At 72.8% G+C, this 24,289-nt stretch carries 22 protein-coding genes; 15 read left to right on the top strand and 7 right to left on the bottom strand.

Annotated features, from left to right (window positions below):
• Positions 1-49: 49 nt before the first annotated feature.
• Positions 50-124 (bottom strand): 50S ribosomal protein bL37, encoded by a 75-nt coding sequence (locus tag NR112_RS23160; RefSeq protein WP_369791897.1) that lies wholly within the window; start codon positions 122-124, stop codon positions 50-52.
• Positions 125-575: 451 nt separating this feature from the next.
• Between NR112_RS23160 and NR112_RS04155 the strand changes: the two genes are divergently transcribed.
• The 3 genes from NR112_RS04155 to NR112_RS04145 all read left to right on the top strand — a co-directional run bounded on the left by NR112_RS04155 (position 576) and on the right by NR112_RS04145 (position 4,521).
• Positions 576-1,886, top strand: a complete 1,311-nt coding sequence (locus tag NR112_RS04155; RefSeq protein ID WP_256792702.1) for an HD-GYP domain-containing protein — start codon at positions 576-578, stop codon at positions 1,884-1,886.
• Positions 1,883-3,175 (top strand): HD domain-containing phosphohydrolase, encoded by a 1,293-nt coding sequence (locus NR112_RS04150; RefSeq protein ID WP_256792701.1) that lies wholly within the window; start codon positions 1,883-1,885, stop codon positions 3,173-3,175. The genes NR112_RS04155 and NR112_RS04150 overlap by 4 nt, the downstream gene beginning before the upstream one ends.
• A gap of 173 nt (positions 3,176-3,348) precedes the next feature.
• Complete coding sequence (locus NR112_RS04145) at positions 3,349-4,521, top strand: NADP-dependent malic enzyme (RefSeq protein ID WP_256792700.1); 1,173 nt, start codon at positions 3,349-3,351, stop codon at positions 4,519-4,521.
• Here the strand turns inward: NR112_RS04145 and NR112_RS04140 are convergent.
• From NR112_RS04140 to NR112_RS04130, 3 genes are read right to left on the bottom strand one after another with little or no spacing between them, the layout of a single operon-like run.
• A complete protein-coding gene (locus NR112_RS04140; RefSeq protein ID WP_308336319.1) occupies positions 4,518-5,144 on the bottom strand; it encodes an energy-coupling factor transporter transmembrane protein EcfT in 627 nt (208 codons plus the stop codon). The genes NR112_RS04145 and NR112_RS04140 overlap by 4 nt on opposite strands.
• A 41-nt stretch (positions 5,145-5,185) precedes the next feature.
• A complete protein-coding gene (locus NR112_RS04135; protein WP_256792698.1) occupies positions 5,186-5,896 on the bottom strand; it encodes an ABC transporter ATP-binding protein in 711 nt (236 codons plus the stop codon).
• Positions 5,897-5,903: 7 nt separating this feature from the next.
• Positions 5,904-6,617 carry a biotin transporter BioY gene (locus NR112_RS04130; RefSeq protein ID WP_256792697.1) on the bottom strand — a complete coding sequence of 238 codons (714 nt, stop codon included), beginning with the start codon at positions 6,615-6,617 and terminating at the stop codon, positions 5,904-5,906.
• A 52-nt stretch (positions 6,618-6,669) separates the two neighbouring features.
• Between NR112_RS04130 and NR112_RS04125 the strand changes: the two genes are divergently transcribed.
• Positions 6,670-7,641, top strand: coding sequence for a zinc-binding dehydrogenase (locus NR112_RS04125; RefSeq protein ID WP_256792696.1), 972 nt, complete (start codon positions 6,670-6,672; stop codon positions 7,639-7,641).
• A 54-nt stretch (positions 7,642-7,695) separates the two neighbouring features.
• On the opposite strand, the gene NR112_RS04120 is transcribed toward NR112_RS04125, so the two are convergent.
• Together NR112_RS04120 and cofD are read right to left on the bottom strand one after the other, a co-directional pair.
• On the bottom strand, positions 7,696-8,754 hold the full coding sequence (locus NR112_RS04120) for a coenzyme F420-0:L-glutamate ligase (RefSeq protein ID WP_256792695.1): 1,059 nt from the start codon (positions 8,752-8,754) through the stop codon (positions 7,696-7,698).
• Positions 8,751-9,755: a 2-phospho-L-lactate transferase gene (cofD, locus tag NR112_RS04115; RefSeq protein WP_256792694.1), complete on the bottom strand. Its 1,005-nt coding sequence runs from the start codon at positions 9,753-9,755 to the stop codon at positions 8,751-8,753. The genes NR112_RS04120 and cofD overlap by 4 nt, the downstream gene beginning before the upstream one ends.
• A gap of 244 nt (positions 9,756-9,999) precedes the next feature.
• Between cofD and NR112_RS04110 the strand changes: the two genes are divergently transcribed.
• The 3 genes from NR112_RS04110 (at position 10,000) to NR112_RS04100 (ending at position 15,036) form a co-directional block, all read left to right on the top strand.
• On the top strand, positions 10,000-10,266 hold the full coding sequence (locus NR112_RS04110; RefSeq protein WP_020143018.1) for a WhiB family transcriptional regulator: 267 nt from the start codon (positions 10,000-10,002) through the stop codon (positions 10,264-10,266).
• A gap of 112 nt (positions 10,267-10,378) precedes the next feature.
• Positions 10,379-13,573: a glycosyltransferase family 2 protein gene (locus tag NR112_RS04105; RefSeq protein ID WP_256792692.1), complete on the top strand. Its 3,195-nt coding sequence runs from the start codon at positions 10,379-10,381 to the stop codon at positions 13,571-13,573.
• Complete coding sequence (locus NR112_RS04100; protein ID WP_256792691.1) at positions 13,570-15,036, top strand: DUF5719 family protein; 1,467 nt, start codon at positions 13,570-13,572, stop codon at positions 15,034-15,036. The genes NR112_RS04105 and NR112_RS04100 overlap by 4 nt, the downstream gene beginning before the upstream one ends.
• Before the next feature lie 30 nt (positions 15,037-15,066).
• Here the strand turns inward: NR112_RS04100 and NR112_RS04095 are convergent, their stop codons facing one another.
• Positions 15,067-15,402, bottom strand: coding sequence for a metallopeptidase family protein (locus NR112_RS04095; protein WP_256792690.1), 336 nt, complete (start codon positions 15,400-15,402; stop codon positions 15,067-15,069).
• A 227-nt stretch (positions 15,403-15,629) separates the two neighbouring features.
• Between NR112_RS04095 and NR112_RS04090 the strand changes: the two genes are divergently transcribed.
• The 8 genes from NR112_RS04090 to ahcY all read left to right on the top strand — a co-directional run bounded on the left by NR112_RS04090 (position 15,630) and on the right by ahcY (position 24,244).
• Positions 15,630-16,022, top strand: coding sequence for a DUF3499 domain-containing protein (locus tag NR112_RS04090; protein ID WP_256792689.1), 393 nt, complete (start codon positions 15,630-15,632; stop codon positions 16,020-16,022).
• 8 nt (positions 16,023-16,030) lie between these two features.
• Positions 16,031-17,521 carry a phosphomannomutase/phosphoglucomutase gene (locus tag NR112_RS04085; protein WP_256792688.1) on the top strand — a complete coding sequence of 497 codons (1,491 nt, stop codon included), beginning with the start codon at positions 16,031-16,033 and terminating at the stop codon, positions 17,519-17,521.
• Positions 17,518-17,763, top strand: coding sequence for a Trm112 family protein (locus NR112_RS04080; RefSeq protein ID WP_256792687.1), 246 nt, complete (start codon positions 17,518-17,520; stop codon positions 17,761-17,763). Before NR112_RS04085 ends, NR112_RS04080 begins: the two co-directional genes overlap by 4 nt.
• Before the next feature lie 5 nt (positions 17,764-17,768).
• Positions 17,769-18,917: an SIS domain-containing protein gene (locus NR112_RS04075; RefSeq protein WP_256792686.1), complete on the top strand. Its 1,149-nt coding sequence runs from the start codon at positions 17,769-17,771 to the stop codon at positions 18,915-18,917.
• Positions 18,918-19,012: 95 nt separating this feature from the next.
• Positions 19,013-20,404 (top strand): mycothione reductase, encoded by a 1,392-nt coding sequence (locus tag NR112_RS04070; protein ID WP_256792685.1) that lies wholly within the window; start codon positions 19,013-19,015, stop codon positions 20,402-20,404.
• A gap of 42 nt (positions 20,405-20,446) precedes the next feature.
• Positions 20,447-21,388, top strand: coding sequence for a DUF808 domain-containing protein (locus NR112_RS04065; RefSeq protein ID WP_256792684.1), 942 nt, complete (start codon positions 20,447-20,449; stop codon positions 21,386-21,388).
• 196 nt (positions 21,389-21,584) lie between these two features.
• Positions 21,585-22,559, top strand: a complete 975-nt coding sequence (locus tag NR112_RS04060; protein WP_256792683.1) for a hypothetical protein — start codon at positions 21,585-21,587, stop codon at positions 22,557-22,559.
• Positions 22,560-22,807: 248 nt separating this feature from the next.
• Positions 22,808-24,244: an adenosylhomocysteinase gene (ahcY, locus tag NR112_RS04055; RefSeq protein ID WP_256792682.1), complete on the top strand. Its 1,437-nt coding sequence runs from the start codon at positions 22,808-22,810 to the stop codon at positions 24,242-24,244.
• The last annotated feature ends 45 nt before the right edge of the window (positions 24,245-24,289 follow it).

The following is a 24,289-nucleotide window of genomic DNA, read 5'->3' as shown; positions in this document are numbered from 1 at the left end:
CGAAGGCCCGCCCCGAGCTGCTCGGGTGCGGGCCTCTGACGTCTGCGGCTCAGGCGTTGGGCTTGCGGCCGTGGTTGGCGGCGTTGCCCTTGCGGGAGCGGCGCTTGCGGGCGCGCTTGCTCATCGTCGGCTCCTAATGGGTCGTACCCTGGTCTCGGGCCCCGGTGCGGGACACGAAGACCCGATTCTTCCACATCCGGCGCGAGCGGCCCAATTGGTCGCGGGGTCGCCCTGCGAACCTTAAAATCTTCGTATAGATCCGGCATGAATAGGCCGGATCTGCTTCCATGCGCCCCCGCGCGCAAGGCATCCTGAGCATCGAGGGAAACCTCTGTTGTTCTGTGCTGCCGTAGCAACGCCCCTCCAATGGCGCACGCATCCGGAACATCCATCTAACAAGGAGCCCCCCAATGTTCGCTGCCCTCCTGTCGGCACTCGCGTCCAACGACCTCGCCACCCGCGCCATCATCTCCCTCGCCGGCGTCTGGGGCTGGGGCGGCTGAGCCCCTCCAGAGCCGCTGGACGGCACCGGGGTTCCCTGAAGACCCCGGTGCCGTCGCGCTACCGTGACTGATGTGAGTCAGGCAGCCACCGCAACCGTCAGGTCCCGGTGGCTGCCGGCCTATCTCGCGCTCGTCGTCGCGACCTCGATCGCCACCGGAGTGGCGTCCTGGCTCGTGCTGCCCCGACCCGAGCTCGGACCTCTTCTGCTGCTGTGCCTCATGGGCATCGTCAGCTTCCAGATCCGCGAACCCGACGTCGGACTGCGGATCAGCTTCTCGTTCCTGTCGATCATCCTCGTCGCCTCGGCCGCCATCGTCGGCGTCTTCGGCGCGTGGGTGGTCGGCTCCGTGTCGATGCTCATCGACCGACGTCAGCCGCGGTGGACGGCGACGATGTTCAACGCCGCCATGTGCGGCCTGCTCGGCGCTGCCGCCGCCCTGACCTACCGACTGCTCGGCGGCGCCGAGGGCTCCGCCATGACCCACATGAGCACCGCCCAGCTCGGGCTGCACGTCGGACTGCCCCTGCTCGCGGCCGACGTGGTCGGCTGCCTCGTCAACGCGAGCCTCATCTCCGGCGTCCTGCACCTCGACCAGGGGATTCCCTTCGGCGTCCAGCTCCGCCGCGTCCTCAGCGGATCCGGGGTCGCCTACGTCGGCTACGGCATCATCGGCCTGCTGTTCGTCATCCTCTGGTTCCCTGCAGGACTCGGCGCCTTCAGTGCATTGCTCGTCCTCGCGCCGCTGCTCGCTGCCCGCTGGGCCTTCATCCAGTACGGCGAGGAGCTCCGCTCGCACGAACGGACGATCGACACCCTCGTCACCGCCCTCGGCACCAAGGAGCCCGCCGCCGTGGACCGAAGTCGGCGCGCGGCCGTCCTCGCCGAGTGGATCGCCGAGGAGCTCGGCCTGCCACCGGGCCAGATCGGCACAGTGCGGTATGCCGCGACGCTCCACGAGATCGGCCACCTGGGGGTCGCCACCCGACTGCTGCGCCGGTCCCCGTCCTCGCTGAGCCCCACCGAGCGCCGGGTCATCGACGGCCACTGCGTCGTGGGCGCCCGGATGATCGAGGGCATCGACTTCCTCGAGGACGCGCGGTCCGGCATCCGTCACCAGCACGAGCGCTTCGACGGGACGGGCCGGCCCGACGGCCAGGCCGGCCACGCCATCCCCGTCGCCGCGCGCATCGTCGCCGTCACGACCGCGATCGACGACGTCGTGCGCGACCCCGACGCCGCACCCGTCGTGTCGATCGCCGACGTCGCGCGCCGGCTCCGTGCCGACCCGGGACGCTTCGACCCCGACGTCGTGGCCGCTGCCATCGTCGCGCTGGACAAGCACGGATGGCCCGCGTCGGCACCAGCGGAGGTGGCCTCGTGAACGGCGCCCTGAGACGTGAGCCGGTGGCCGGGGTCCTCGGGGTCCTCTGCCTGCTCGCGTCGGCCCTCGCCGCGATCCAGACCGGGGACGTCCCCTCGCTGAACGACTCGACCACGGTCTGGGTCGTCGCGGCCTTCGGCGTCACGATCGTGCTCGGTGAGTGGTTCCACATCTCGGCCCCCGGCTTCCGGGGGGCGGCCCCCATCGCGATGGCAGCCGCCTTCGGGTTGGGCCTCACCACCGAGCTTCCCGGCGATGTCGCCGTTCCCTACGGCGCCCCCTTCGCACTCACGGTGACGGCGGCAGCGATGGCGCTCGGGACGACCGTGCGGGTCGCGGCCCGCCGCGACACGAGCCTCGTCGACACGGCCGGCCGGTTCGTGGCCATCGTCGTGGCCACGATCGTCTACCGCGTGCTGGTGCTCGGGCAGCGACCCGGCGAGCCTGCCCGGGAGATGGCGGCCGCTCCGTGGCAGCAGGCTGCCCTGCTGCTCGGGATCTGCCTTCTGGCCCTCGTCACGGATGCCCTCTTCACCTCCCTGCTCCGTGGGCTGTCGGCCGGTGCGAACGTGCGTCGGACGTTCATCGAGGAGTTCCGCTCGTCGTTCGCGCTGTCGATCGCGGTCGCGGTCACGGGCGTCCTCATCGCGCTCGCGGCCCCACCCCTCGGCATCGCGGCCCTGCCGCTCTTCCTCATCCCGCTCGTGCTGACGCTCTTCGCGTTCCGCCGCTACGTCAGCATCCGCGCCACCTACCTCCAGAGCATCCGGACGCTCTCGCGCCTGACCGACGCCGCCGGCTACACCCCGTCCGGGCACTCCGAGCGGGTGGCAGCCCTGTCGGTCCAGGTGGGCCGCGAGCTGGGCCTGTCGGAGCGCGAGCTGCTCGACCTCGAGTACGCCGCGTTGCTCCACGACATCGGACAGGTGGCCCTCGTCGAGCCGATCCCCGGTGGCGCCACGGTCCTGGCGGCGCCGGCAGACCAACGTCGCATCGAGGCCGACACCGTCGCCATCGTCCGAGAGACCGGCGTCTTCGAGGGGGTCGCGCGGATCCTCGAGCACCAGACGACGCCCTACCGCCAGGTGCGCGAGCTCGGCGAGGAGATCCCCCTGACGAGCCGCATCGTCAAGGTCGTCAACGCCTACGAGGACCTCACGGCCGGGGCCCGCAGCGCGCGGGCGCGCGAGGCAGCCGTCGAACGCATCTACCTCGGCCTCGGCTACGAGTACGACCCGCGCGTCGTCGACGCACTCCTGAAGTCCCTCGGCTCCTCGGCCCACGCCTGAGACAGGGGTCACACCGCGCCGGCGCCCCTTGGGTGGGTCCGTGGCGGCGTGCCATGATGGCGACTTCGGGCAACCCCCGTCGCGAGAACGAAACCTGCAGGCCAGACCCCCGGCACTGTCCACCAGTGAGGGCGCCTGCCCTCTTCGTCTCCATGCGAACGAGGTGTTCCAGCATGAGTGCGTTGCCCACCAGCCAGCTCTTCGACCCCAGCGATCCGGTCTTCCGGGCCCACCTGGGTGGGAAGCTCGGGGTACACGCCACGTCGGAGCTGCGCGGTGCTGCCGATCTCTCCGTCCTCTACACGCCCGGGGTCGCCCAGGTCTCCCTGGCCATCGCGGCCGACCCGACGCTGGCCGCCGTCTACACGAGCCGCCGCAACACCGTCGCCGTGGTCAGCGACGGTACCGCCGTCCTCGGACTCGGCGACGTCGGGCCGCTGGCCGCGATGCCCGTGATGGAGGGCAAGGCTGTGCTCTTCAAGCACTTCGCCGACGTCGACGCCGTCCCCGTGTGCATGGAGACCGGCAGCGTCGACGAGATCGTCGACGCGGTGGCGCGGATCGCACCGACGTACGGCGGCATCAACCTCGAGGACATCTCGGCGCCGCGGTGCTTCGAGATCGAGCGCCGGCTCCAGGACCGCCTCGACGTCCCGGTCTTCCACGACGACCAGCACGGAACGGCGATCGTGGCCCTGGCCGCCCTGCTCAACGCCGTCCGGGTCGTCGACAAGGCCCTCGCCGACCTCACCGTCGTCGTCTCGGGCGCCGGTGCCGCCGGCGTCGCCGTGAGTCGGATCCTCGTGTCGGCCGGCGTGGGCGAGGTGGTGGTCGTCGACTCCCGTGGCGTGCTGGGTCCCGACCGCGACGACCTCGCCACCCACAAGCGCGAGCTCCTGGATGTGACCAACCGGCACGGGGTGACCGGCGCCATCGGCGACGCGCTCTCCGGGGCGGACGTCCTCATCGGCGTCTCGGGGGGCACGGTCGCCGAGCGCGACCTCCTGCGGATGGCGCCGCGCGCGATCATCTTCGCGCTCGCCAACCCCGACCCCGAGGTGCACCCGGTCGTCGCCGCCCGCTTCGCCGAGGTGGTCGCGACCGGACGCTCCGACTTCCCGAACCAGATCAACAACGTCCTCGCCTTCCCCGGCATCTTTCGCGGCGCGCTCGACTCCGGGGCCCGCCGGATCACCGAGGAGATGAAGCTGGCCGCCGCGCATGCCATCGCCGGCCTCGTCGACGCGCCGACAGCAGACCGGATCGTGCCGAGCGTGTTCGACGAGCGCGTGGCTCCGGCCGTGGCCGAGGCCGTCTCGGGTCGGGTCCTCGACGCGGTGCGCTAGTCAGGCGACCGTGACGACGCTCCCGGTCCGTCCGGTCCGGGAGCGTCCTCGTCGTCGGCCGGGTCGGTGAGACCTCTGGCCGCGAGGGCCTCACCCGTCGACCGTGCGAAGGCGACGACGTGCACGACGGTCGGCACGACGACGGCGCGAGGATCGCGGTCGAGGCCTCGGGCACGGGCCGACTCGCGCACGCTGGAGAACGATCCGGCCACCCAGGGCACCGAACGGACGACGACACCGAGGGTGAGCGCCACGACCTCGGGGTCGACGACGCGACGCAGCGGGCGGGCCGCCCGCACGACGCCGTCGAGCAGGTCGGTGACCGGCGTCGTCGCCGTGAGGATGCCCGCCGCGACGAACGCGTTGACGATGCCGAGGACGACGCGGACGGCATACGCGACGTCGCGCGACCACCACTGGAAGGCCAGCAGGACGACGAGGACGGGGAGGAGCCCACGCATCGACCGCACGAGACGGCGGCCCGGCAGGCGGGCTGCCAGAACGATTCCGACCAGGACGATCGTCGTGACGGCGAGCGGCCACACCGACTGCGTGAACCACGGCATCGCCCCGACGGCGAGAACGCCGACCAGCTTGAGCCACAGCGGCATTCGATGCACCACCGACGTGCCGGGGACGTGCGCCGTGAACAGGCCGGGACCGTTCACGGTGCGTCGGACAACATGAGGTAGCGCTCCACGGCCGTCGCCGGCTCACCGTCGAAGACGATGCGCCCGTCGTCGACGACGAGGGTCCGGTCGGCGTGGAGGGCGAGGTCGAGGTCGTGGGTCGCGACGACGACGGACTGGGGGAGCGAGTCGAGCAGGGAGCGCAGCCGGAGGGTGTTGCGTCGGTCGAGGAGCGTCGTCGGCTCGTCGAGGACGAGCAGGCCCGGTTCCGTGGCGAGGACGACGGCGAGGGCCATGAGCTGGCGCTCACCCCCGGACAGGTCGTAGACGCTCTGGTCGGCGAGCTGGGCCAGCCCGAAGCGCTCGAGAACCCGCTCGGCGGCGGCCCGGCGGTCGGTGCGCGATCGGTGCAGGCGCCGCAGCGAGAGCTCGACGTCCTCGCGCCCGGTGGGCATGACGAGCTGGGAGATCGGGTCGGTGAAGGCGAACGCGACGCGGCGGCGCACGCGGGCCCCGTGACGCACGGTGTCGAGCGCGTCGACGGTCACGGTGCCCGACGTCGGGGTGACCAGGCCGTTGAGGAGGCGGAGCAACGTCGACTTGCCTGACCCGTTGGCGCCGATGACCGTCACCCGGGACTCGGTCAGGACGAGGTCGACGGGCCCGAGGATGGTGCGCGTCCGCTGCCCGGGGGAGCCGTCGACGGGCACCGCCACCGTCGCAGCCTCGAGGCTGACCTCCGTCACGGACGGGTCACGCGCGGGAGCGCCACGGGCGCGCGAGGACGTCCGGGAAGGCGCGGTGCACGGCGACGGCGGCGACGACGGCGACGACGTCCTTGACGAGGTCGCCCGGGAGGAAGGGCAGGTCGGCGCTGATCGCAGCCGACAGCGGCAGCCGGAGGTTGACCATGAGCCCGACGACCCCGAGCGTGTGGACGACCGCGACGGTCGTGGCGAAGGAGGCGAACAGCAGCAGCGGCACCCAGAGCGACCGGTTGGTGCGTCGGACGACCACTCGGGCGGCGACCCCCACGAGGAGCGCCGCGACGAGGAACGACACGAGGTAGCCGGCCGTCGGTCCGCTCAGCACCTGCAGGCCAGACTGACCCCGGCTGAAGACCGGTAGCCCGACGAAGCCGAGCAGCAGGTAGAGCGCCACGGCGAGACCGCCGCGGAGCGGGCCGAGCACGAGCCCGGTGAGCACGACGGCGAGGGTCTGCAGCGTGATCGGCACGCCGAACCCGCCGACGGGGATGCCGGGCACGACCGCGGCCGCGACGAGGAGCGCCGTGAAGACGGCGACGAGGGCGACCGACTGGGCGTCGACGCCGCGGGCCTGCGGACCGGCGCCGCGGTCGGCAGCCGTGAAGGCCCGACCGACCGTCGTGGTGCTCGACTCGGCACGGTCCCGGGTCGCCGTCGTCGTCTGCTGGGGATCCTGGCGCACGGAGGTGTTGTCGGTCACGGGCAGGACCCTACCGGGGCGCCGTCCGGCCGCCGGTCACTATGGTGCTGGAATGCTTGCTGCCTACGCCGCCGGTCAGTCCGCCTCCGACCCGCTCTCGGGTCTCGTCGTCGGGGACCGCCCCGAACCGGAGGCCCGACCGGGCTGGATCGTCGTCGACCTGCGCGCCGCGGCGCTCAACCACCACGACGTGTGGTCGCTGCGTGGCGTCGGCCTCGCGCCGGACCGGCTCCCGATGGTCCTCGGCTGCGATGGCGCGGGGGTCGACGCCGAGGGGAACGAGGTCATCGTCCACGCCGTCGTCCCCTCGGAGGGCTGGCGCGGCGACGAGACCCTCGACCCGCGACGCACCCTCCTGTCAGAGCTGCACGACGGCACCCTCGCCGAGAAGGTCCTCGTCCCCGAAGGCAACGTCGTGCCGAAGCCGGCGTCGATGCCGTGGGAGACGGCTGCCTGCCTCTCGACGGCGTGGCTCACCGCCTACCGCATGCTCTTCACCAACTCCGGCGTGCAGCCGGGGGGCACGGTGCTCGTCCAGGGCGCCGGTGGGGGTGTCGCCACGGCACTGATCCAGCTCGGCTCGGCCGCCGGCTACCGGATGTGGGCCACGTCACGAGACGAGGCCCGGGGCCAGCGGGCCCTCGAGATCGGCGCCGACCGCGTCTTCGGTTCGGGCGAGCGCCTGCCTGACCGGGTCGATGCGGTCATGGAGACCGTCGGCGCCGCGACGTGGTCGCACTCCGTCAACTCGCTCCGCCCCGGCGGGACGATCGTCATCTCCGGGGCCACGTCGGGCGACGCGCCGGCGAAGGCCGAGCTGACGAAGATCTTCTTCAAGCAGCTGCGCGTCGTCGGCTCGACGATGGGTACGCGCGAGGAGCTCGGGCAGCTGGCCCGCCTCGTCGAGCAGGCACGCATCGAGCCGGTCGTCGACTCCGTCCTGCCGCTCGCCCGGGCTCGGGACGGCTTCGCGCGGATGGTCGACGGCGACGTCTTCGGCAAGGTCGTCTTCACCGTCGGGTGACGTCGGGTGACGTCGGGTGACGTCGGCGGGCTCGGCCCTTCCGGTCCCCGGCGGTCAGGACCCGTGCGCGCCCGAGACGTGCACGACCGCCGACAGTCCGTCCGCAGACGGCGGGCCGGCCTCAGCGGCCAGCCACTCGCACCACAGCGCGGCCCGCAGCCGGGCGACGAGCTGTCCGAGCTCGTAGGGGCTGTCGGCGCCGAGGGTGACCGAGAGCCGACCGACGTCGGCGGTGCCGGACTCGACGCCGTGCAGGGCCGCGCGGACCGCGCGAGACACAGCGTCGAGGCGGGTGTCGGTGCCGGCGGGGGCGATGCCCACGTCAACGGCCTCCGGGCTGCCGGGCTCGATGCCGAGGGCTGCCCGCACGGCCTCGACCCGGCCGTAGCCGAACCAGTCCCCGGGGCCGGTGCGCACGAGGTCGCGTCCGCGGGGGTGGGACTCGAGGGGTTCGTCGACGAGGATCCCCGGCACCCCCCGCACCACGGCGGCGGGTACGGCCGACACCTTGCCCTTCGCGAGGTCTGCTGCGGCGGCGATCTCGTCGGCGACCGCGCGGGTCGTCACCTCGAGCGGCTTGCCGTCGGCGTCGGTGCCCCCGCGCAGGTCGTCGAGGACGCGCAGCCCGTGGGCGCCGAGTGCGAAGTCGACCTGTCCGACGCGCCAGGCCCGTCCGGCCGTGTCGCTCAGGACCACACCGACCCGGACGCCGTGCCGTGCGACGAGGGCGTCATGGACCTGCTCGCAGATGCCGTCGGGGTCGTGGGGGAGCAGCAGCCACCCACCACGCGCCCCCGTGTTGGAGCCGTCGACACCCGCCGCCGCCATGATGGGGCCGGCCTTGGCGCGGACGATCCGCGTGACGCGGTCGCCCGCCGACCGCTCGGCGACGACGTACTCGGTCTCGCCGTGGACGACGCGGTCCTTGTCGGGGTCGTGCGTCACGAGACCGAGTGCCTTGCTCGCGATCTTGCTCGAGACGACGACGACGTCGCCGTCGACGAGCCGGACGCCCGCGTGCTCGAGACCGACCTCGATCACCTCGGCGAGGTCGTCCCCCTCACGCACCTCGGGTATGCCGGTGAGCGGGGTGATCGTGATCGGCGCGGTCACGCCGGGGCTCGCTCCGTGCGCAGCCGCAGACCCAGGTCCAGGGCCGCCCCGGCCATGTCGGCGGCCGCCTCGACCGAGCTCATGAGGAGCGGGCGGCGCAGGACCTCGACACCGCGCCGTGCCGGCATGGGGTCCTCCTCGTCGACGAGCCACCCGTCGAGGAAGTCGGCGTAGAGCCCGGCGACTCCCGCGCTCGACTCCTCGACCCCGATCGTGCGCAGGCACACGTCGGCGTGCCCCCGCACCGGGCGCCCCCCGACGAGGGGGGAGACTCCGACCACGGGCGCGCGCGTGCCGCGCAGCGCCTCACGCACACCAGGGACGCCGAGGATGATGCCGATCGAGACGACGGGGTTGCTCGGCGGCAGGATGACGACGTCGGCCTCGCGGATCGCGTCGAGCACGCCGGGAGCCGGCGTGGCGCGGTCGAGGCCGGCCACGACGAACCGGTCGGCTGCGAGCTCGGCGCGGTGGCGCACCCACCACTCCTGGAAGTGGATCGCCCGCTGCTCACCGTCCTGCTCGACGACGACGTGCGTCTCGACGGGGGTGTCGGTCATCGGGAGGAGGCGTACGCCGAGCTCACCGAGGCCCCAGCGGGCGGAGAGCCGCTCGACGACGCCGCTCAGCGGCATACCCTGGCCCAGCAGCTGCGAGCGGTAGACGTGGGTGCCGAAGTCCTTGTCTCCCAAGGTGAACCACTGTGGCTCGGCGCCGAGCGCGGCGAGCTCCGCGGCGAGGTGGTGCGACTCGTCGGCGCGCCCCCAGCCCTGTCCCTCGTGGATGCCTCCGCCCAGGGTGTAGAGCAGCGTGTCGATGTCTGGGCACACCCGCAGGCCGAAGAGCGTGATGTCGTCGCCGGTGTTGCCGATGACGGTCAGCTCGAGCGGATCGGGGCGGTCGGGATCGGCGACCAGTGGGTAGGTCTGTCGGGCGTGGTGGAGCAGGCCCCGGAGGAACCGGGCGCCGCCGACTCCTCCGGCCAGGGCGGTGATGCGCATGCGCCGATCCTCTCAGCAGTCTGCCCACGGCACGTCGCGCGGGGTCGGCCCGGACATGTCGAACCTGCGAATATCACCAACGGGCTTGACGTGGGGCATATGACACGCATGTAATTTCATTGTTGTAGTCGGTCGGGGTTGGATCGCTGGAGCTCTTGGACGTATTTGTCCGGAACCTCCGGAGAACGGTGCCGCTCGGTGCGACAGTGCTGACACAAAGTGCAGTCAGGGTCGAGGAGGGGTCATGCACGAGTTGATGGTGGTTTGGTCGGACACGGGCGAGCAGGAGGGTGAGCTCTCCTGGCAGGAGCGTTCGCTCTGCGCCCAGACCGACCCGGAGGCGTTCTTCCCGGAGAAGGGCGGTTCCACCCGCGAGGCCAAGAAGGTCTGCGTGGGATGCGAGGTGCGATCCGAGTGCCTCGAGTACGCCCTGTCCAATGACGAGAGATTCGGCATCTGGGGCGGACTGTCCGAGCGAGAGCGCCGCAAGCTGAAGAAGCGCGCGGTCTGATCGTGAGGTTCCAGCCCGGCACCTCGCTGGTGTCCGGGTGCAGGTAGCCGCTGTGCCCGACGAGCTCGCCGAAGACCTGAGCACCCCCGCTGGCGCGGGGAGTGTGTCGTCCGTGTCGTTGTCCGCCCCTCCCTCCACCGGGCAGCGACCGAACGGAACGGTCGACGCGATCGTCGTCGTGCACAACGGAGCTGCGTGGCTGGCGCAGTGTCTCGACGGCTTGGCCGCCCAGACACTGCCGCCAGCGCGGCTCGTCATCGTCGACGTCGCGAGCAGCGACACGTCGAACGCCATCGCACGCGCCCACTCCGGCGTGCGCCGGGCGGTCCCGTCCGTCGAGATCGTGCGTCTCGACGGCCGCGTGCCGATCGGTCGCGCCATCGCCGCCGGCGTCGCGGCGCTCCCCGTTGGCGCCGACGCGTCCACGAGCTGGGTGTGGGTGCTCCACGACGACACCGTGCCGCGCGCCAACGCGCTCGCGCAGCTGCTCCAGGCCGGGCTCCGCTCGAAGTCCGTCGGGGTGGCGGGGCCGAAGATCGTCGCCTGGGACGACCCGCGACGCCTCGTCGAGATGGGCATCCAGATCACCCGCACGGGCCGCCGCCTGGCCTCGCCCGCCCGCGGGGAGGCCGACCAGGGCCAGTACGACCACCGCGCGGACGTCCTCGCGGTGAGCACGAGCGGCATGCTCGTGCGCCGCTCCGCCTACGACGACCTCGGTGGCTTCGACCCTGCGTTCGTCGAGCACGGAGCCGATCTCGACTTCGGCTGGCGGGCCCAGCTCGCCGGCCATCGCGTCGTCGTCGTGCCGGGGGCGGTCGTGCGCGACGCGTCCGCCGGCATCGACGGGGAGCGACCGGGTGTCCCCAGGCCGCGTGAGCTCGAACGCCGGGGGCGCCGAGCCGCCCGGCAGGTCACACTGGCCCGCTGCTCGCCGCTGGCCGTACCGTTCCTCGCCGTCTGGATGGCGCTGTCCGCCCTCGTGTCGTCCGTGACGCTCCTCGTGGCCAAGCGCCCGAGGCAGGCCTGGCGCGAGCTGACCGACGTCAGCGCGCTGCTCCACCCGTTCGCGACCCTCGGCGCCCGCTGGCGCGGACGCCGGACCAAGCGGTTGCGCCGTGACCACCTCGGCACGCTCTTCGTCGCGCCAGCCGTGGCCGCCCGCACCACCATCGACCACATCCAGGACGCCATCACACCCGAGCGCAGCCGCCTGCGGCGCGAGGCGGCCCTCACCACCGAGACCGGCCCCGTCGCCGACGACTCCGAGTCGCTCGACCACCTGCCGGCGTCGCTGCCGCGTCGCATCGTCTCGCACCCCGGGTTCCTCGCCGTCCTCGCCGTGCTTGTCGCGACGACGGCCGCCTGGCGCGACACCATCCGGGCCGGGGCGCTCTCACCCACGAACGCCGGCGTGGCCGGCGGCGAGCTGCGACCCGTGTCGACCGACGCGTCCGGTCTGTGGCACGCGTTCCGCGACGCCTGGCACGGCGCGGGGCTCGGCACCGGAGCCGAGTCCGGCCCCCATCTCGCCGTCCTCTCCGCCCTGACGTGGCTGGCCGAGCGGGTCCCGGGCGTCGCCGAGAGCCGGTCGAGCGCCGGTGTGACCATCGCCTGGCTGCTCTTCCTCGCGCCGGTGCTCGCGACGTGGTCGGCCTACCTCGCCGGACGTGTCGTCACCTCCTCGCGGGTCGCCCGGGCGCTGGGTGCCCTGGCCTGGGGCACGGCCGGCGTCGCCGCGGTCGGCATCTCGCAGGGCCGGGTCGGCGTGGCCGTCGTCCACGTCCTGCTGCCCTTCGTCCTCGCCGGCTTCTGCCTCGCGGCCCGCCGCGACGGCACCTTCACCGCCTCGTTCGCGACGGCGCTCGCGACGGCGGTGGTTGGCGCCTTCGCGCCGCCGCTGCTCGCGCTCTCGGTCGTCGCCGCCCTGCTGCTCCTCGTCCTCGGCCCGGGCCTGCGCCGGGCCCGCGCTCTCGTGCTGCTCGTCGTGCCCACCGCGCTCCTGGGACCGTGGGCGGCCCAGTTCGTCCAGGACCCACGGCTGCTGCTCTCCGGTCCCGGCCTCGTCACGACCGTCGACGTCCGCGGCCCGTCGGGGGTGCTCGCGCACGTCCTCGGCGAGCCGGGCGCGACCAGCTGGGCCGTGTGGCTCGGCGCGCCGCTCGTCGTGCTGGGGGTCCTCGGGCTCGCGACGCGGGGACGCAGCCGCGCCGAGTCCGTCGGTCTGCTCGTCGGCGGGGTGCTCGCGCTGCTCGGGCTCGCCGTTGCCCTCGCGTCCGGGGCGGTGGTCCTCGGTTCGGCCGAGACCGGGGTCGGACAGTCCGCCACGGCACACCTCTGGGCCGGCCTCGGCCTGCAGCTCTGGCTGGCCGGTCTGCTCGTCGGGGTGCTGGCGGGCAGCAGGCCCGTGCTCGAGTCACTGGCCCGTCCGGGTCGGCGCTGGGGGTTCGCCGCAGCCGTCGCCGCCGCGACGCTCGCCGTCGTCCCGGTCCTCGCCGGGGCCGCCGCCTGGGGCGTCCGGGGCATCGGCCACACGCTCTCGGTGGGGCAGGCGACCCTCCCCGCCGTCGCGATCGAGCAGGGCAGCGGCCCGCTCGGCAACCGCCTGCTGCTCCTGCGGCCGTCCGACGACGTCGTGGACTTCGTCCTCGCCGGTCAGGAGCCGGGTGAGCTGCTGCGTGACCTCGATCGCACACCCGACGCCGATGACGCGCCGCTCGTCGACGCCGTGGCCAACCTCGTGGGCGGCCGCGGGGCCGACTCCCTCGACTCCACGACCCTGGCCCGCCTCGGCGTCGGCTTCGTGCAGGTGCGGGCGACGGCCGACTCCGCCCTCGCCCGCCGCCTCGACTCCTCCGAGGGTCTGAGCCGTCTCGGCACGAGCGAGCGCGGCATCCTCTGGAAGGTGCAGCCGCTGCCGGCCGCCGACGGCGGGGTCTCTGCGACCGCCCCGTCGCGTGCCCGCCTCGTCGATGCCGACGGAGCGCTGCTGCGGGTCGTGCCCACGTCGGGACCGCACGCCGCGGTCGACACGACGCTCCCGGCCGGGAGCGCCGCGCGCTTCGTCGTCCTGGCCGAGCCCACCGAGTGGTCGCAGCAGGCGCTCGTGACCTACGACGGGCGAGAGCTCCTGCCGGTGGCTGGGGCCGTCCAGCCCACGTATGCCGTGCCACCCACCGCCGGGGAGCTCGAGATCGATCTCGCTGCAGCACAGCCGTGGTGGCGCCTCGGCCAGGGGCTGCTGCTCGGCTTCGTGGTGTTCATGGCCGTCCCCTTCGGCAACCGACGCTCGAGGAGGCGCACATGACGAACGTGTCCGGAATGGTCCGGGCGGGCGCCGTGGCGCTCGTCGCGGCGGGACTCGCGGTCGGAGCGACCCGGGTCAGCGGTTCCGTGCAGCTCGCGACCCCGGGCGAGCAGGCCGGCCTGCCCGAGTCCTCCACCGTCCTGCTCGACGAGTCCTCCCTCGTGTGCCCGGGCCAGCAGCGACTCGGAGCCACGGGGCTGCGGGACGTCGCGGGCACCGTCACCGTCGCGGCGGCCACTCCCGACCAGGGTGTCGTCGCCGGTGCGCCGGCAGGCGGCTCGGGCACCGTGGCGCTGCTCGGAGGCCCGTCGTCCACCGGCCTCGCCCAGAGCTCGGACCGGGCAGCGGAGGTCTCGGCGGCCACCGCAGCCCCCGACGTCGTCATCGCGAGGGCGCGGGGCGCCTTCGCCCCCGGGCTCGTCGCCACGCAGGTGTGGCGCCACACCGGTGACGACGACCGCGGCCTGGCCGTGACCCCCTGCCAGCTGCCGTCGTCCGACGTCTGGCTCGTCGGTGGCGGCGCGGGCCCTTCGCGCACCGAGCGCGTCATCGTCAGCAACCCCGGCGCCAACGCCGTGACCGTCTCTCTCGAGGTGCTGGGGCGAGGTGGACCCGTCGACGCCGGCGGAGCGCGCAGCATCTCCATCCCGCCCCTCTCGCGCGAGGTCGTCTCCCTCGACGCCCTCGCGCCCGACGAGGCCGGTCCGGTCGTCCACGTCACCGCCACGGGCGGCGTCGTGTCGGCCGTGCTCGACGAGCAGTGGATCCTCGGCGCCACGGGCCGCGGCATCGACGACGCCACCCGCGCCGCCTCACCGAACACCGACCTCGTCGTGCCCGGTGTCGAGACCGGCGGCGGGATCTGGCTGCGCCTGGCCAACCCGGGCAGCACCGAGGCCCTGGCCCAGGTGCGACTGCTCACCGCCCAGGGGGCGGTGCAGCCCGCGGACCTCCGGGCCGTACGCGTGCCGGCGGGCTCGACGCTCGACCTGGCCATCCCGTCCAACCCGGCTGCCATGGGTCTGGGCGTCCGGTCCGACCAGCCGCTCGTGGGGGCAGCCTGGACCGAACGCCGCGCGACGACCGGCGACCTGATGGGCGACTTCGCCTGGACTCCCGCGACCCCGCCTCTTCGGGGTGTCGCCGGAGTCCTGCTCCCCGGGCTTGACGGCACCACGAAACACCTTCTCCTGACGTCAGGTTCGGCTCCCGCCACGGCGCAGGTGCGGCTCGGCTCAGGTGACGACGCCCGGGTGTCCACGATCGACGTGCCGGCCGACTCGACCGTGGCCGTCGACGCCAAGGACGCGAAGGGCGTCTGGGTGGTGCCGACGAGGGGGACGCTGCGAGGCGCCGTCTCCGTGGCCGGGGTCGACGCGGGAGTGCCGTTCTTCTCGGTGGCCTCGCTCAGCGACGCGCCCGTGCGGGCCCTGTCGGTGCCGGTGCGTCAGGTGCGCAACTAGCGACAGCACCGCCCGGCCGGTGTCGGAGGGTCACTCCCCGAAGCCGGGGTCGAGGTCCTCGGGCGCGACCCCGAGCAGCCCGGCGACCTGCTCCGTGACGATGTCGGCCACGAGGGCGGCCACGTCTCGACGGTCGGTGACGCGCGTCTCGACAGGCCGGCGGTAGACGACGATCCGCGCCGGACGCGCGCTCGTCGCCGGGTAGAGCCGGCCGAGCGGGACTTCGCGGTGATCCCACGGAGCCGGTCCGCGAGGCACGTCCTCGACAGCGAACTCCACTGCGGGAAAAGCACGCCCGCACGTCGCCTCGAGCCGGGCCGCGGCGTCGAGGACGAAGTCGTCGAACTCGTCGCGGCGCGAGGTCATGGCGGGGACCGGCGGCCACGCCAGAGGTCCCCGGCGGCCGCGTCCGTGCCGGTCACGCCGACGCGGGCGCCCGGGCGTGCGGGGGGAGGCGGTGTCCACGTCTCCACTCTAGATCGACCGTCAGCCCGCGCGCGGACGCCACCCGGCGGCATACGCCCGCGGCGATCTCGTGCTCGGACGGCGTGGTGATTCGTCCTCTTCGGGAGCGCGGACTAGAGTCCCGGATCGTGGGTCTGACACGTGGTTGCTCGAAGACGGGATGCGCCCGTCCTGCCGTCGCGACCCTGACGTACGCCTACGCCGACCGTGCTGTCGTCGTCGGGCCGCTCGCGACCTACGCCGAGCCGCACACGTACGACCTGTGCCTCGAGCACGCCGAGCGCATGACGGCTCCACGTGGGTGGGAGGTCGTGCGCGTGGGTGGCGACTTCCCCGAGCCGGCCCTGGCCCCCGACGACCTCCTGGCCCTGGCTGATGCTGTGCGCGAGGCCGGCCGCCCGCGCACGATCCGGCCCGGCGAGAACCGCACGACCTCGAGGGGACAGGCCACGGCGGAGGCCGAGTCCGGCGCCGTCGAGTCCGGCCGCCGCGGACACCTGCGCATCCTCAAGGACTCCTGACCACTAGGGTGTTCGGCGTGCCCCACCTCGCAGACTTCGTCAAGGCCTACGACGTACGTGGAATCGTGCCCGACCAGCTCTCGCCCGACGTGGCACACGCCATCGGCGCCGCGTTCGCCGAGGTCGTCGCCGTCCCGGACGGGGCCAGCGGTGTCGTCATCGGTCATGACATGCGCCCGAGCTCGCCGGAGCTCTCCGCGGCCTTCGCCGCCGGTGTGACCTCGCGCGGCGTCGACGTGACCGTCATCGGGCTCTGCTCGACCGACGGCCTCTACTACGCCAGCGGCGCCCTCGACCTCCCGGGCGCCATGTTCACCGCGAGCCACAACCCGGCCCAGTACAACGGCATCAAGCTGTGCCGGTCGGCGGCCCGCCCCGTCGGCCAGGACTCGGGCCTCGCCGAGATCCGCGACCTCGCCCAGTGGCTGCTCGACGGCGGTACCGGTCTCGCGCACCCCGCCGGGGGTCCCGGCTCGGTGACGACGCGCGACCTGCTCGGTGACTACGCCGCCTTCCTGCGCGGGCTCGTCGACCTGTCCGGTTCGCGCCCGCTCAAGGTCGTCGTCGACGCCGGCAACGGCATGGGCGGCCACACCGTCCCTGCCGTGCTCGGCACGGGCGCCGGCCTGCCCGAGCTGCCCCTCGAGATCGTCCCGCTCTACTTCGAGCTGGACGGCACCTTCCCGAACCACGAGGCCAACCCCCTCGACCCGGCCAACCTCGTCGACCTGCAGGCCGCCGTGCGTGAGCACGGGGCCGACATCGGCCTCGCCTTCGACGGTGACGCCGACCGCTGCTTCGTCGTCGACGCCGGCGGCGAGCCCGTCTCGCCCAGCGCCGTCACCGGGCTCGTCGCCGTCCGCGAGATCCTCCGTGCCCGCGAAGGCGGCGACACCGAGGTGTCCATCGTGCACAACGTCATCTCGAGCGCCGCGGTGCGCGAGATCGTCGTCGAGCACGACGCGACGCCGGTGCGCACCCGCGTCGGTCACTCCTTCATCAAGGGCGAGATGGCCCGCGCCGGAGCCGTCTTCGGCGGCGAGCACTCGGCCCACTACTACTTCCGCGACTTCTGGTACGCCGACACCGGCATGCTCGCCGCCATGCACGTGCTTGCCGCCCTCGGCGAGCAGGACGGCCCGCTGTCCGACCTCTGCGACGAGTACGAGCGCTATGTCGCGTCCGGCGAGATCAACTCCACGGTGACCGACCAGGCAGCCGTCGTCGAACAGGTACGGGCGTGGGCCCAGGTGCGCGGCGCCGGCACCGACGAGCTCGACGGGCTGACAATCACGAGCCCCGAGGGCGACGCCCCGATGTGGTGGTTCAACGTGCGGGCCTCCAACACCGAGCCGCTCCTACGGCTCAACGTCGAGGCCGCCGACCGTGAGACGATGCAGGACGTGCGCGACGAGCTGCTCGCCCTGATCCGGTCGGGTGCCACCGCGGGCGACGAGAACGGGTCCACCACCGCCCAGGACGCAGGAGACGCTTCGTGAGCCAGAGCCAGCAGACGATCGAGCCGTGGCTGCGCGGCATCCTCCGGTGCCCGCAGTGCAAGGGCGAGCTCGTCGACGCCGTGCACACGACGGGTGAGCCGGCCGGCACGAGCGAGACCACCGCGACCACCACGACTGCCGAGACCGCCGAGCTTCGCTGCGACGCGTGCCACCTCGCCTACCCCGTCGAGGGCGGCGTCCCCGTCCTGCTCGTCGACCTCGCCCGCCGCACCGACGGCTGAGACCCGTGGGCGCCGTGTTCGACGAAGCCCGCCTCGACGACGAGGGCGCCCTGGCCTCTCTCGACGCCAGCGACACGCTGCGCGCCCTGGCCGGCGCGGGTGCCCAGGTGCGGCGCACGGTCGCGGCCTCGGCCGAAGCCGGCCTCGACCGGCTCCGTGACGTCGGGCCCCGTGGGGTCGTCGTCGCGGCCGCCGGCGGCTCCGTCGCCGTGGCCGACCTCTTCGAGGCCGTGTCCCGCGGCGCGGCAGCCCTGCCGGTCCAGAGCTGCTCATCGGGGTCGCTCCCCGGCTGGGTGGGGGCCCTCGACGTCGTCATCGCCGTGTCCCAGTCCGGTCGGGCGGCCGGAACGCTCGCCCTCGCCGCCGAGGCCGCGCGGCGTGGTGCGTTCCTCGTCACCGTGGGGGCGGCCGACTCGCCGCTGGCCGACGTCTGTGCCCGGGCCCACGGCGTGCACGTCCCCATCGCGCTCAGCGGGGCGTCGTCACGGACGTCGGTGTGGGCCCAGGCCATCCCTGCGTTGCTCGCCGCCGACGCCATGGGCATCGCGTCCGTCAGCCACGAGACGCTCGCCGAGCTCGCCGACGTCCTCGACCGCACGGCCACCGACGCGCGACCGTCGTCCGAGTCGTTCGTCAACCCCGCCAAGGTGCTCGCGACCGAGCTCGCCGAGTCAACGCCCATCGTCCTCGGCGAGGGACCCTTCGGCGACGTCACGGCCCGCCGGGCCGCCGCCATGTTCGGCCGCACGGGCCGGGTGCCCGTCGCGCACGGCGCCCTGCCCGACGCCGCGAGCCAGATCGTCGCGTGCTTCGACGGCCCCCTCGCGCCGGGCCAGTCCGGGGGCGGCGGGACCGACGACATCTTCGCCGACCCGTTCCTCGACGGCCCGACGCGGCCGCCGCTGCGGCTCATCATGCTTCGCGACACCTCGCCCGGGGAGCCGCACGGGCTGGTCGACACCGTCGTGTCCGTGGCTGAGGACGCCGGTGTGCGCGTCTCGCTCGTCGACGCCCCGGCCGCCGACCCCCTGCTGCGCCTCGCGCACCACGTCGCCCTGGCGGACTTCGCCGCGACCTACCTCGCGCTCGGCTTCGGCTTCGACCCCGCGAACTCGCCCCACGTGCGCCTGCTGCAGGGCGCCCGCGACACCTGATCACCCACCACCACCGGGGGGCGTATGCCGGGTGCCGACCGCGCGCAAACGGATGCCGTCCGGGGTCGGTCGGGTCACCCACGTAGGCTGCCACGGTGACGGAGCACTACGACCTGGCCATCATCGGCAGCGGCTCGGGCAACTCGCTCGTGACCCCAGACTTCGACGACAAGCGCGTCGCGATCATCGAGGGCGGGACGTTCGGCGGCACCTGCCTCAACGTCGGCTGCATCCCGACGAAGATGTTCGTCTACGCCGCGGACCTCGCGCGCGACGTGCGCGAGGCCGGCCGCTACGGCGTCGACGCCACGCTGGAAGGGGTGCGCTGGGCCGACGTCCGCGACCGCGTCTTCGGGCGCATCGACCCCATCTCGGACGGTGGCCGGCGCTACCGCGTCGAGGGTCCCAACACCACGGCCTACCTCGGGCACGCGCGCTTCACCGGTGACCGGACCCTGACGGTCGACCTCGGCGACGGCCGCGAGGAGACGCTGAGGGCCGACCAGGTCGTCGTGGCCGCCGGCGCCCATCCGCTCGTGCCCGACGTCGTCACCGAGTCGGGCGTGCCGTTCCACACGTCCGACACGATCATGCGCATCGACGCGCTGCCCGAACGGCTCGCGATCATCGGCGGCGGTTTCATCGCCGCCGAGATGGCCCACGTCTTCGCCTCGTTCGGCGTGCAGGTGACGGTCGTGGCGCGGTCGTCCCTGCTGCTGCGCCATCTCGACACCGACATCGCACGGCGTTTCACCGACCTGGCCCGCGAGCAGTGGGACGTGCGCACCGAATCGACGGTCACGGCCGTCGAGACCGGCGCCGGGGGAGCGGGCGTGCGCCTGCGCCTCGACGACGTCACGGCCGTCGATGCCGACCTGCTGCTCGTCGCCACCGGTCGCGTGCCCAACAGCGGGAGCCTCGGCGTCGAGGCGGGGGGCCTGCGGCTGCTCGACGACGGACGGGTCGAGGTCGACTCGTACGGTCGGACGAGCGCACCGGGTGTCTGGGCCCTCGGCGACATCAGCGCGCCGCACCAGCTCAAGCACCTGGCGAACGCCGAGGCCCGTACCGTCGCGCACAACCTCGTGCACCCCGACGACCTGCGCGTCCTGCCGCACGAGAACGTGCCGTCCGGCGTCTTCAGCCACCCGCAGGTCGCCACCGTCGGCCTGACCGAGCAGGAGTGCGCCGAGCAGGGCCGGGCGCACACGGCGTACGTCCAGGCCTACGGCGACACGGCATACGGCTGGGCCATGGAGGACAGGACGGGCATCTGCAAGCTCGTGGCCGACCCCACGACGGGCCTTCTCCTCGGCGCCCACCTCATGGGTCCGCAGGCGACCTCCCTCATCCAGCCACTCGTGCAGGGGATGGCGTTCGGCACGACGGTCCACGACCTCGCCCGCGGACAGTACTGGATCCACCCGGCTCTCGCGGAGGTCGTCGAGAACGCCCTGCTCGGGCTGAAGCTCGACGAGCCGGCCTGAGCGCGTTCCCAGCGGGCTCCCAGACCACCTTAGGATGACGCCATGGCAGGCGGACTCGTAGCGCTCCTCGACGACGTCGCGGCACTCGTGAAGCTCGCGGCGGCGTCCGTCGACGACGTGGGCGCCGCGGCCGCGAAGGCCAGCCTCAAGGCCACCGGCGTCGTCGTCGACGACACAGCCGTGACGCCGCGCTACGTGCAGGGTCTGGCACCCGAGCGTGAGCTGCCGATCATCAAGCGGATCGCGATCGGCTCGCTGCGCAACAAGCTCCTCATCATCCTCCCGGTCATCATGGTGCTCAGCCAGTTCCTGCCCTGGTTGCTGACGCCGATCCTCATGGTCGGCGGCGCCTACCTCGCCTACGAGGGCGCCGAGAAGGTCTGGGAGATCGTCTCGGGCCACGAGGAGGAGGAGGCCGAGGTCGGCGAGGTCGACGAGCAGGCCGTCGTCTCCGGCGCGATCCGCACCGACTTCATCCTGTCGGCCGAGATCATGGTCATCGCCCTCAACGAGGTCGACACCGAGCCGTTCGTCTCGCGCCTCATCATCCTCGTCATCGTGGCGCTGCTCATCACGGCTCTCGTCTACGGCGTCGTCGGCCTCATCGTCAAGATGGACGACGTCGGCCTGCATCTCGCCGGGCGCGAGTCTGGTGCCTCGCAGCGCATCGGCCGCGGCCTCGTCAAGGGCATGCCGAAGCTGCTCTCGGTGCTGTCGACCGTCGGCATCGCGGCGATGCTGTGGGTGGGTGGCCACATCCTGCTCGTCGGCGTCGACGAGCTCGGCTGGCACGTGCTGTACGACCTCGTCCACCACCTCGAGGAGAGCGTGTCCGGGGTGGCCGGGATCGGCGGCTTCCTCGCCTGGGTCGTCAACACGCTGGCGTCCGCCCTCATCGGTCTCGTCGTCGGCGCCGTCGTCGTCGCCGTCCTGCACGTCATCCCGCGCCGCGCGAAGCACGACAAGCCCGCGACCACGCACTGACGACGCGGGCGGGGTCCAGCCGCACACCTCGAGGCCCACCGCACCGCGTATGCCGTGTGCTGCTGTCCGCACCGTGTGCCCTCGCGTGGTGGGACGGGCTCACGCCGCCGTCCACACCCCCGGCACGGCACCCACCGGTGTCCACATGGGTGCTGCGGCACCGGGGACGGCGGCCTGTGGCGGGCACCCTGACCCTATGGACCGCGCACCCGATCTCGTGCCCCACTGCGACGACCACGTCGTCGACGCCGCCCGACTGCACGAGCTCGGCCTGACCTCGCACGACATCGAGCGGCTCTGCAGGGACGGGCGCCTGCACCGACTCGTCCGCGGTTGGTTCGCCACCCGTGAGCCGGTGGACACCGTAGACCGGCACCTGCTGAGCCTGCGGGCGCTGCTCCGCCACTTCGAGGGCCGGGTCGCGGCCAGCCACCACTCGCGGTTGCTCGCGGTCGGGATCCCTGTGTGGCGCGCCGACCTCTCCGTCGTCCACCTCACCCGGGTTCGCGACCGCGGGTCGAGGTCACGTCAGGGCTACCGGGTGCATCCCGCCCTACGGGGCCCGCGGGTCCGCGAGACCACGTCGGGCCCCGTCCTGCCGATCGCCGTCGCGGTGGTGCAGACCGGGATCCTCAACGGCCCGATGGACGCCCTCATCGCGGCCGACGCAGCGCTGCACGCCGAGCTCGTCACGGCGCAGGGCATCGAGCAGGCGCTCCGGGTGTTCGCGGGTCGCACCGGGATCGCACCCGTCCGAGCCGCGCTGGCCCACGCGGACGGGCGGCACGAGTCACCGGGCGAGACCCGGCTCGGAGCAGTTCTGCGCGGGCTGGAGATTCGTGCGACGCCCCAGGTGTGGATCCGGACGAGGCAGGGGCCCAAACGGGTCGACGCACTGCTCGACGACCATCCCGTCGTCCTCGAGTTCGACGGTGCCGTGAAGTACCGCCCCGCCGCAGGTGTCGCAGGTGCAGCCCGCGCGGCTGAGGGCGACGGCAGGACCGGCCTGCCGGCCGACAACCCTCTCTTCGCGGAGAAGATCCGCGAGGACGCGATCCGCGACGAGGACTACGAGGTCGTCCGTGTGGTGTGGTCACAGCTCGGCGACCCCGGTGGCATCCGACGCCGGATCGAGAGCGCAGCCCGCCGAGCTGCTCGTCGTGCCGCCTGACCTGCGCGTCCCTCACTCACCCGCACACGTCGAGGCCACCATCACGCCGGGGGTGGTGGGTAGCCGACCCCAGGGTGTGTGGGTGACGGAGAGCGCGGAGACGGACGCCGCAGGGCTCGACACGTGATTCGAGGCCGACCGGGCGCGCGGCTAGACTGGGCGACTGCCGGCGTGGGTGATGACCCGCCAGATGAGCCCAGAGGGGCGCGCCGGGTCTGCAGACCGACGATCAAAGGAAACGATCACTCATGTCCTTCGACTACAAGGTTGCCGACCTGAGCCTCGCCGAGGCCGGCCGACACCAGCTCCGACTCGCCGAGCACGAGATGCCCGGCCTCATGGCGATCCGCGAGGAGTACGCCGAGGCCCAGCCCCTCAAGGGCGCTCGCATCGCCGGCTCGCTCCACATGACGGTCCAGACGGCCGTGCTCATCGAGACGCTCACCGCGCTCGGCGCCGAGGTCCGTTGGGCCTCCTGCAACATCTACTCGACGCAGGACGAGGCCGCCGCGGCCGTCGTCGTGGGCCCGAAGGGCAGCGCCGACGACCTCCAGGGCGTCCCCGTCTTCGCCTGGAAGGGCGAGACCCTTCCCGAGTACTGGTGGTGCACCGACCAGATCCTCACGTGGCCCGGTGGCGAGGGCCCGAACATGATCCTCGACGACGGCGGCGACGCGACGATGCTCGTGCACAAGGGCCGCGAGTGGGAGCAGGCCGGTCAGGTGCCGCCCACCACCGACGAGGACTCCGAGGAGTTCGGCGTCTTCAAGGAGCTCGTCCGCCAGACCCTGGCCACCGACCCGCAGAAGTGGACGACGGTCGCCGCCGGCATCAAGGGCGTCACCGAGGAGACCACCACCGGTGTCCACCGCCTCTACCAGCTGGCCGAGGCCGGCGAGCTGCTCTTCCCGGCCATCAACGTCAACGACGCCGTGACCAAGAGCAAGTTCGACAACACGTACGGCTGCCGCCACTCGCTCATCGACGGCCTCAACCGCGCCACCGACGTCCTCATCGGTGGCAAGGTCGCCGTCGTCGCCGGCTTCGGCGACGTGGGCAAGGGCTGCGCCGAGTCCCTCCGCGGTCAGGGTGCTCGCGTCATCGTCACCGAGATCGACCCGATCTGCGCCCTGCAGGCTGCGATGGAGGGCTTCCAGGTCGCCCGCCTCGAGGACGTCGTCGAGACTGCCGACATCTTCGTCACGACGACCGGCTGCTACGACGTCATCACGGCCGACCACATGACGAAGATGAAGAACAAGGCGATCGTGGCCAACATCGGCCACTTCGACAACGAGATCGACATGGCCGGCCTCGGTCGCGTCCCCGGCATCCAGAAGACCGAGATCAAGCCGCAGGTCCACGAGTGGACCTTCACCTCGGGCAGCTCGATCATCGTGCTCTCCGAGGGCCGCCTGATGAACCTCGGCAACGCGACGGGCCACCCGAGCTTCGTCATGAGCAACAGCTTCAGCAACCAGACGATCGCCCAGATCGAGCTCTTCACGAAGACCGGCGACTACGCCAAGCAGGTCTACACCCTGCCGAAGCACCTCGACGAGAAGGTCGCGCGCCTGCACCTCGACGCCCTCGGCGTTCGGCTCACCGAGCTGACCAAGGGCCAGGCCGAGTACCTCGGCGTCGACGTCGCCGGCCCGTACAAGCCGGAGCACTACCGATACTGAGCCCGCCCGGACCGCCCCCGCCCGGGGGCGGTCCCCGCGGCGTAC

The sequence above is a fragment of the Terrabacter sp. Ter38 genome, assembly GCF_024519435.1.
Taxonomy (GTDB): Bacteria; Actinomycetota; Actinomycetes; order Actinomycetales; family Dermatophilaceae; genus Terrabacter.
Note: the sequence above shows the minus strand (reverse complement) of the source record. Positions and strands in the feature narration are given on the sequence as shown.

Coding starts and splice junctions, on each gene's coding strand:
- NR112_RS04110 (WP_020143018.1), top strand. CDS start 10,000: ATGCACGAGTTGATGGTGGTTTGGTCGGACACGGGCGAGCAGGAGGGT.
- NR112_RS04065 (WP_256792684.1), top strand. CDS start 20,447: ATGGCAGGCGGACTCGTAGCGCTCCTCGACGACGTCGCGGCACTCGTG.
- NR112_RS04060 (WP_256792683.1), top strand. CDS start 21,585: ATGGACCGCGCACCCGATCTCGTGCCCCACTGCGACGACCACGTCGTC.
- cofD (WP_256792694.1), bottom strand. CDS start 9,755: ATGCGCATCACCGCCCTGGCCGGAGGAGTCGGCGGCGCCCGGTTCCTC.
- NR112_RS04145 (WP_256792700.1), top strand. CDS start 3,349: ATGAGTGCGTTGCCCACCAGCCAGCTCTTCGACCCCAGCGATCCGGTC.
- NR112_RS04100 (WP_256792691.1), top strand. CDS start 13,570: ATGACGAACGTGTCCGGAATGGTCCGGGCGGGCGCCGTGGCGCTCGTC.
- NR112_RS04095 (WP_256792690.1), bottom strand. CDS start 15,402: ATGACCTCGCGCCGCGACGAGTTCGACGACTTCGTCCTCGACGCCGCG.
- NR112_RS04125 (WP_256792696.1), top strand. CDS start 6,670: ATGCTTGCTGCCTACGCCGCCGGTCAGTCCGCCTCCGACCCGCTCTCG.
- ahcY (WP_256792682.1), top strand. CDS start 22,808: ATGTCCTTCGACTACAAGGTTGCCGACCTGAGCCTCGCCGAGGCCGGC.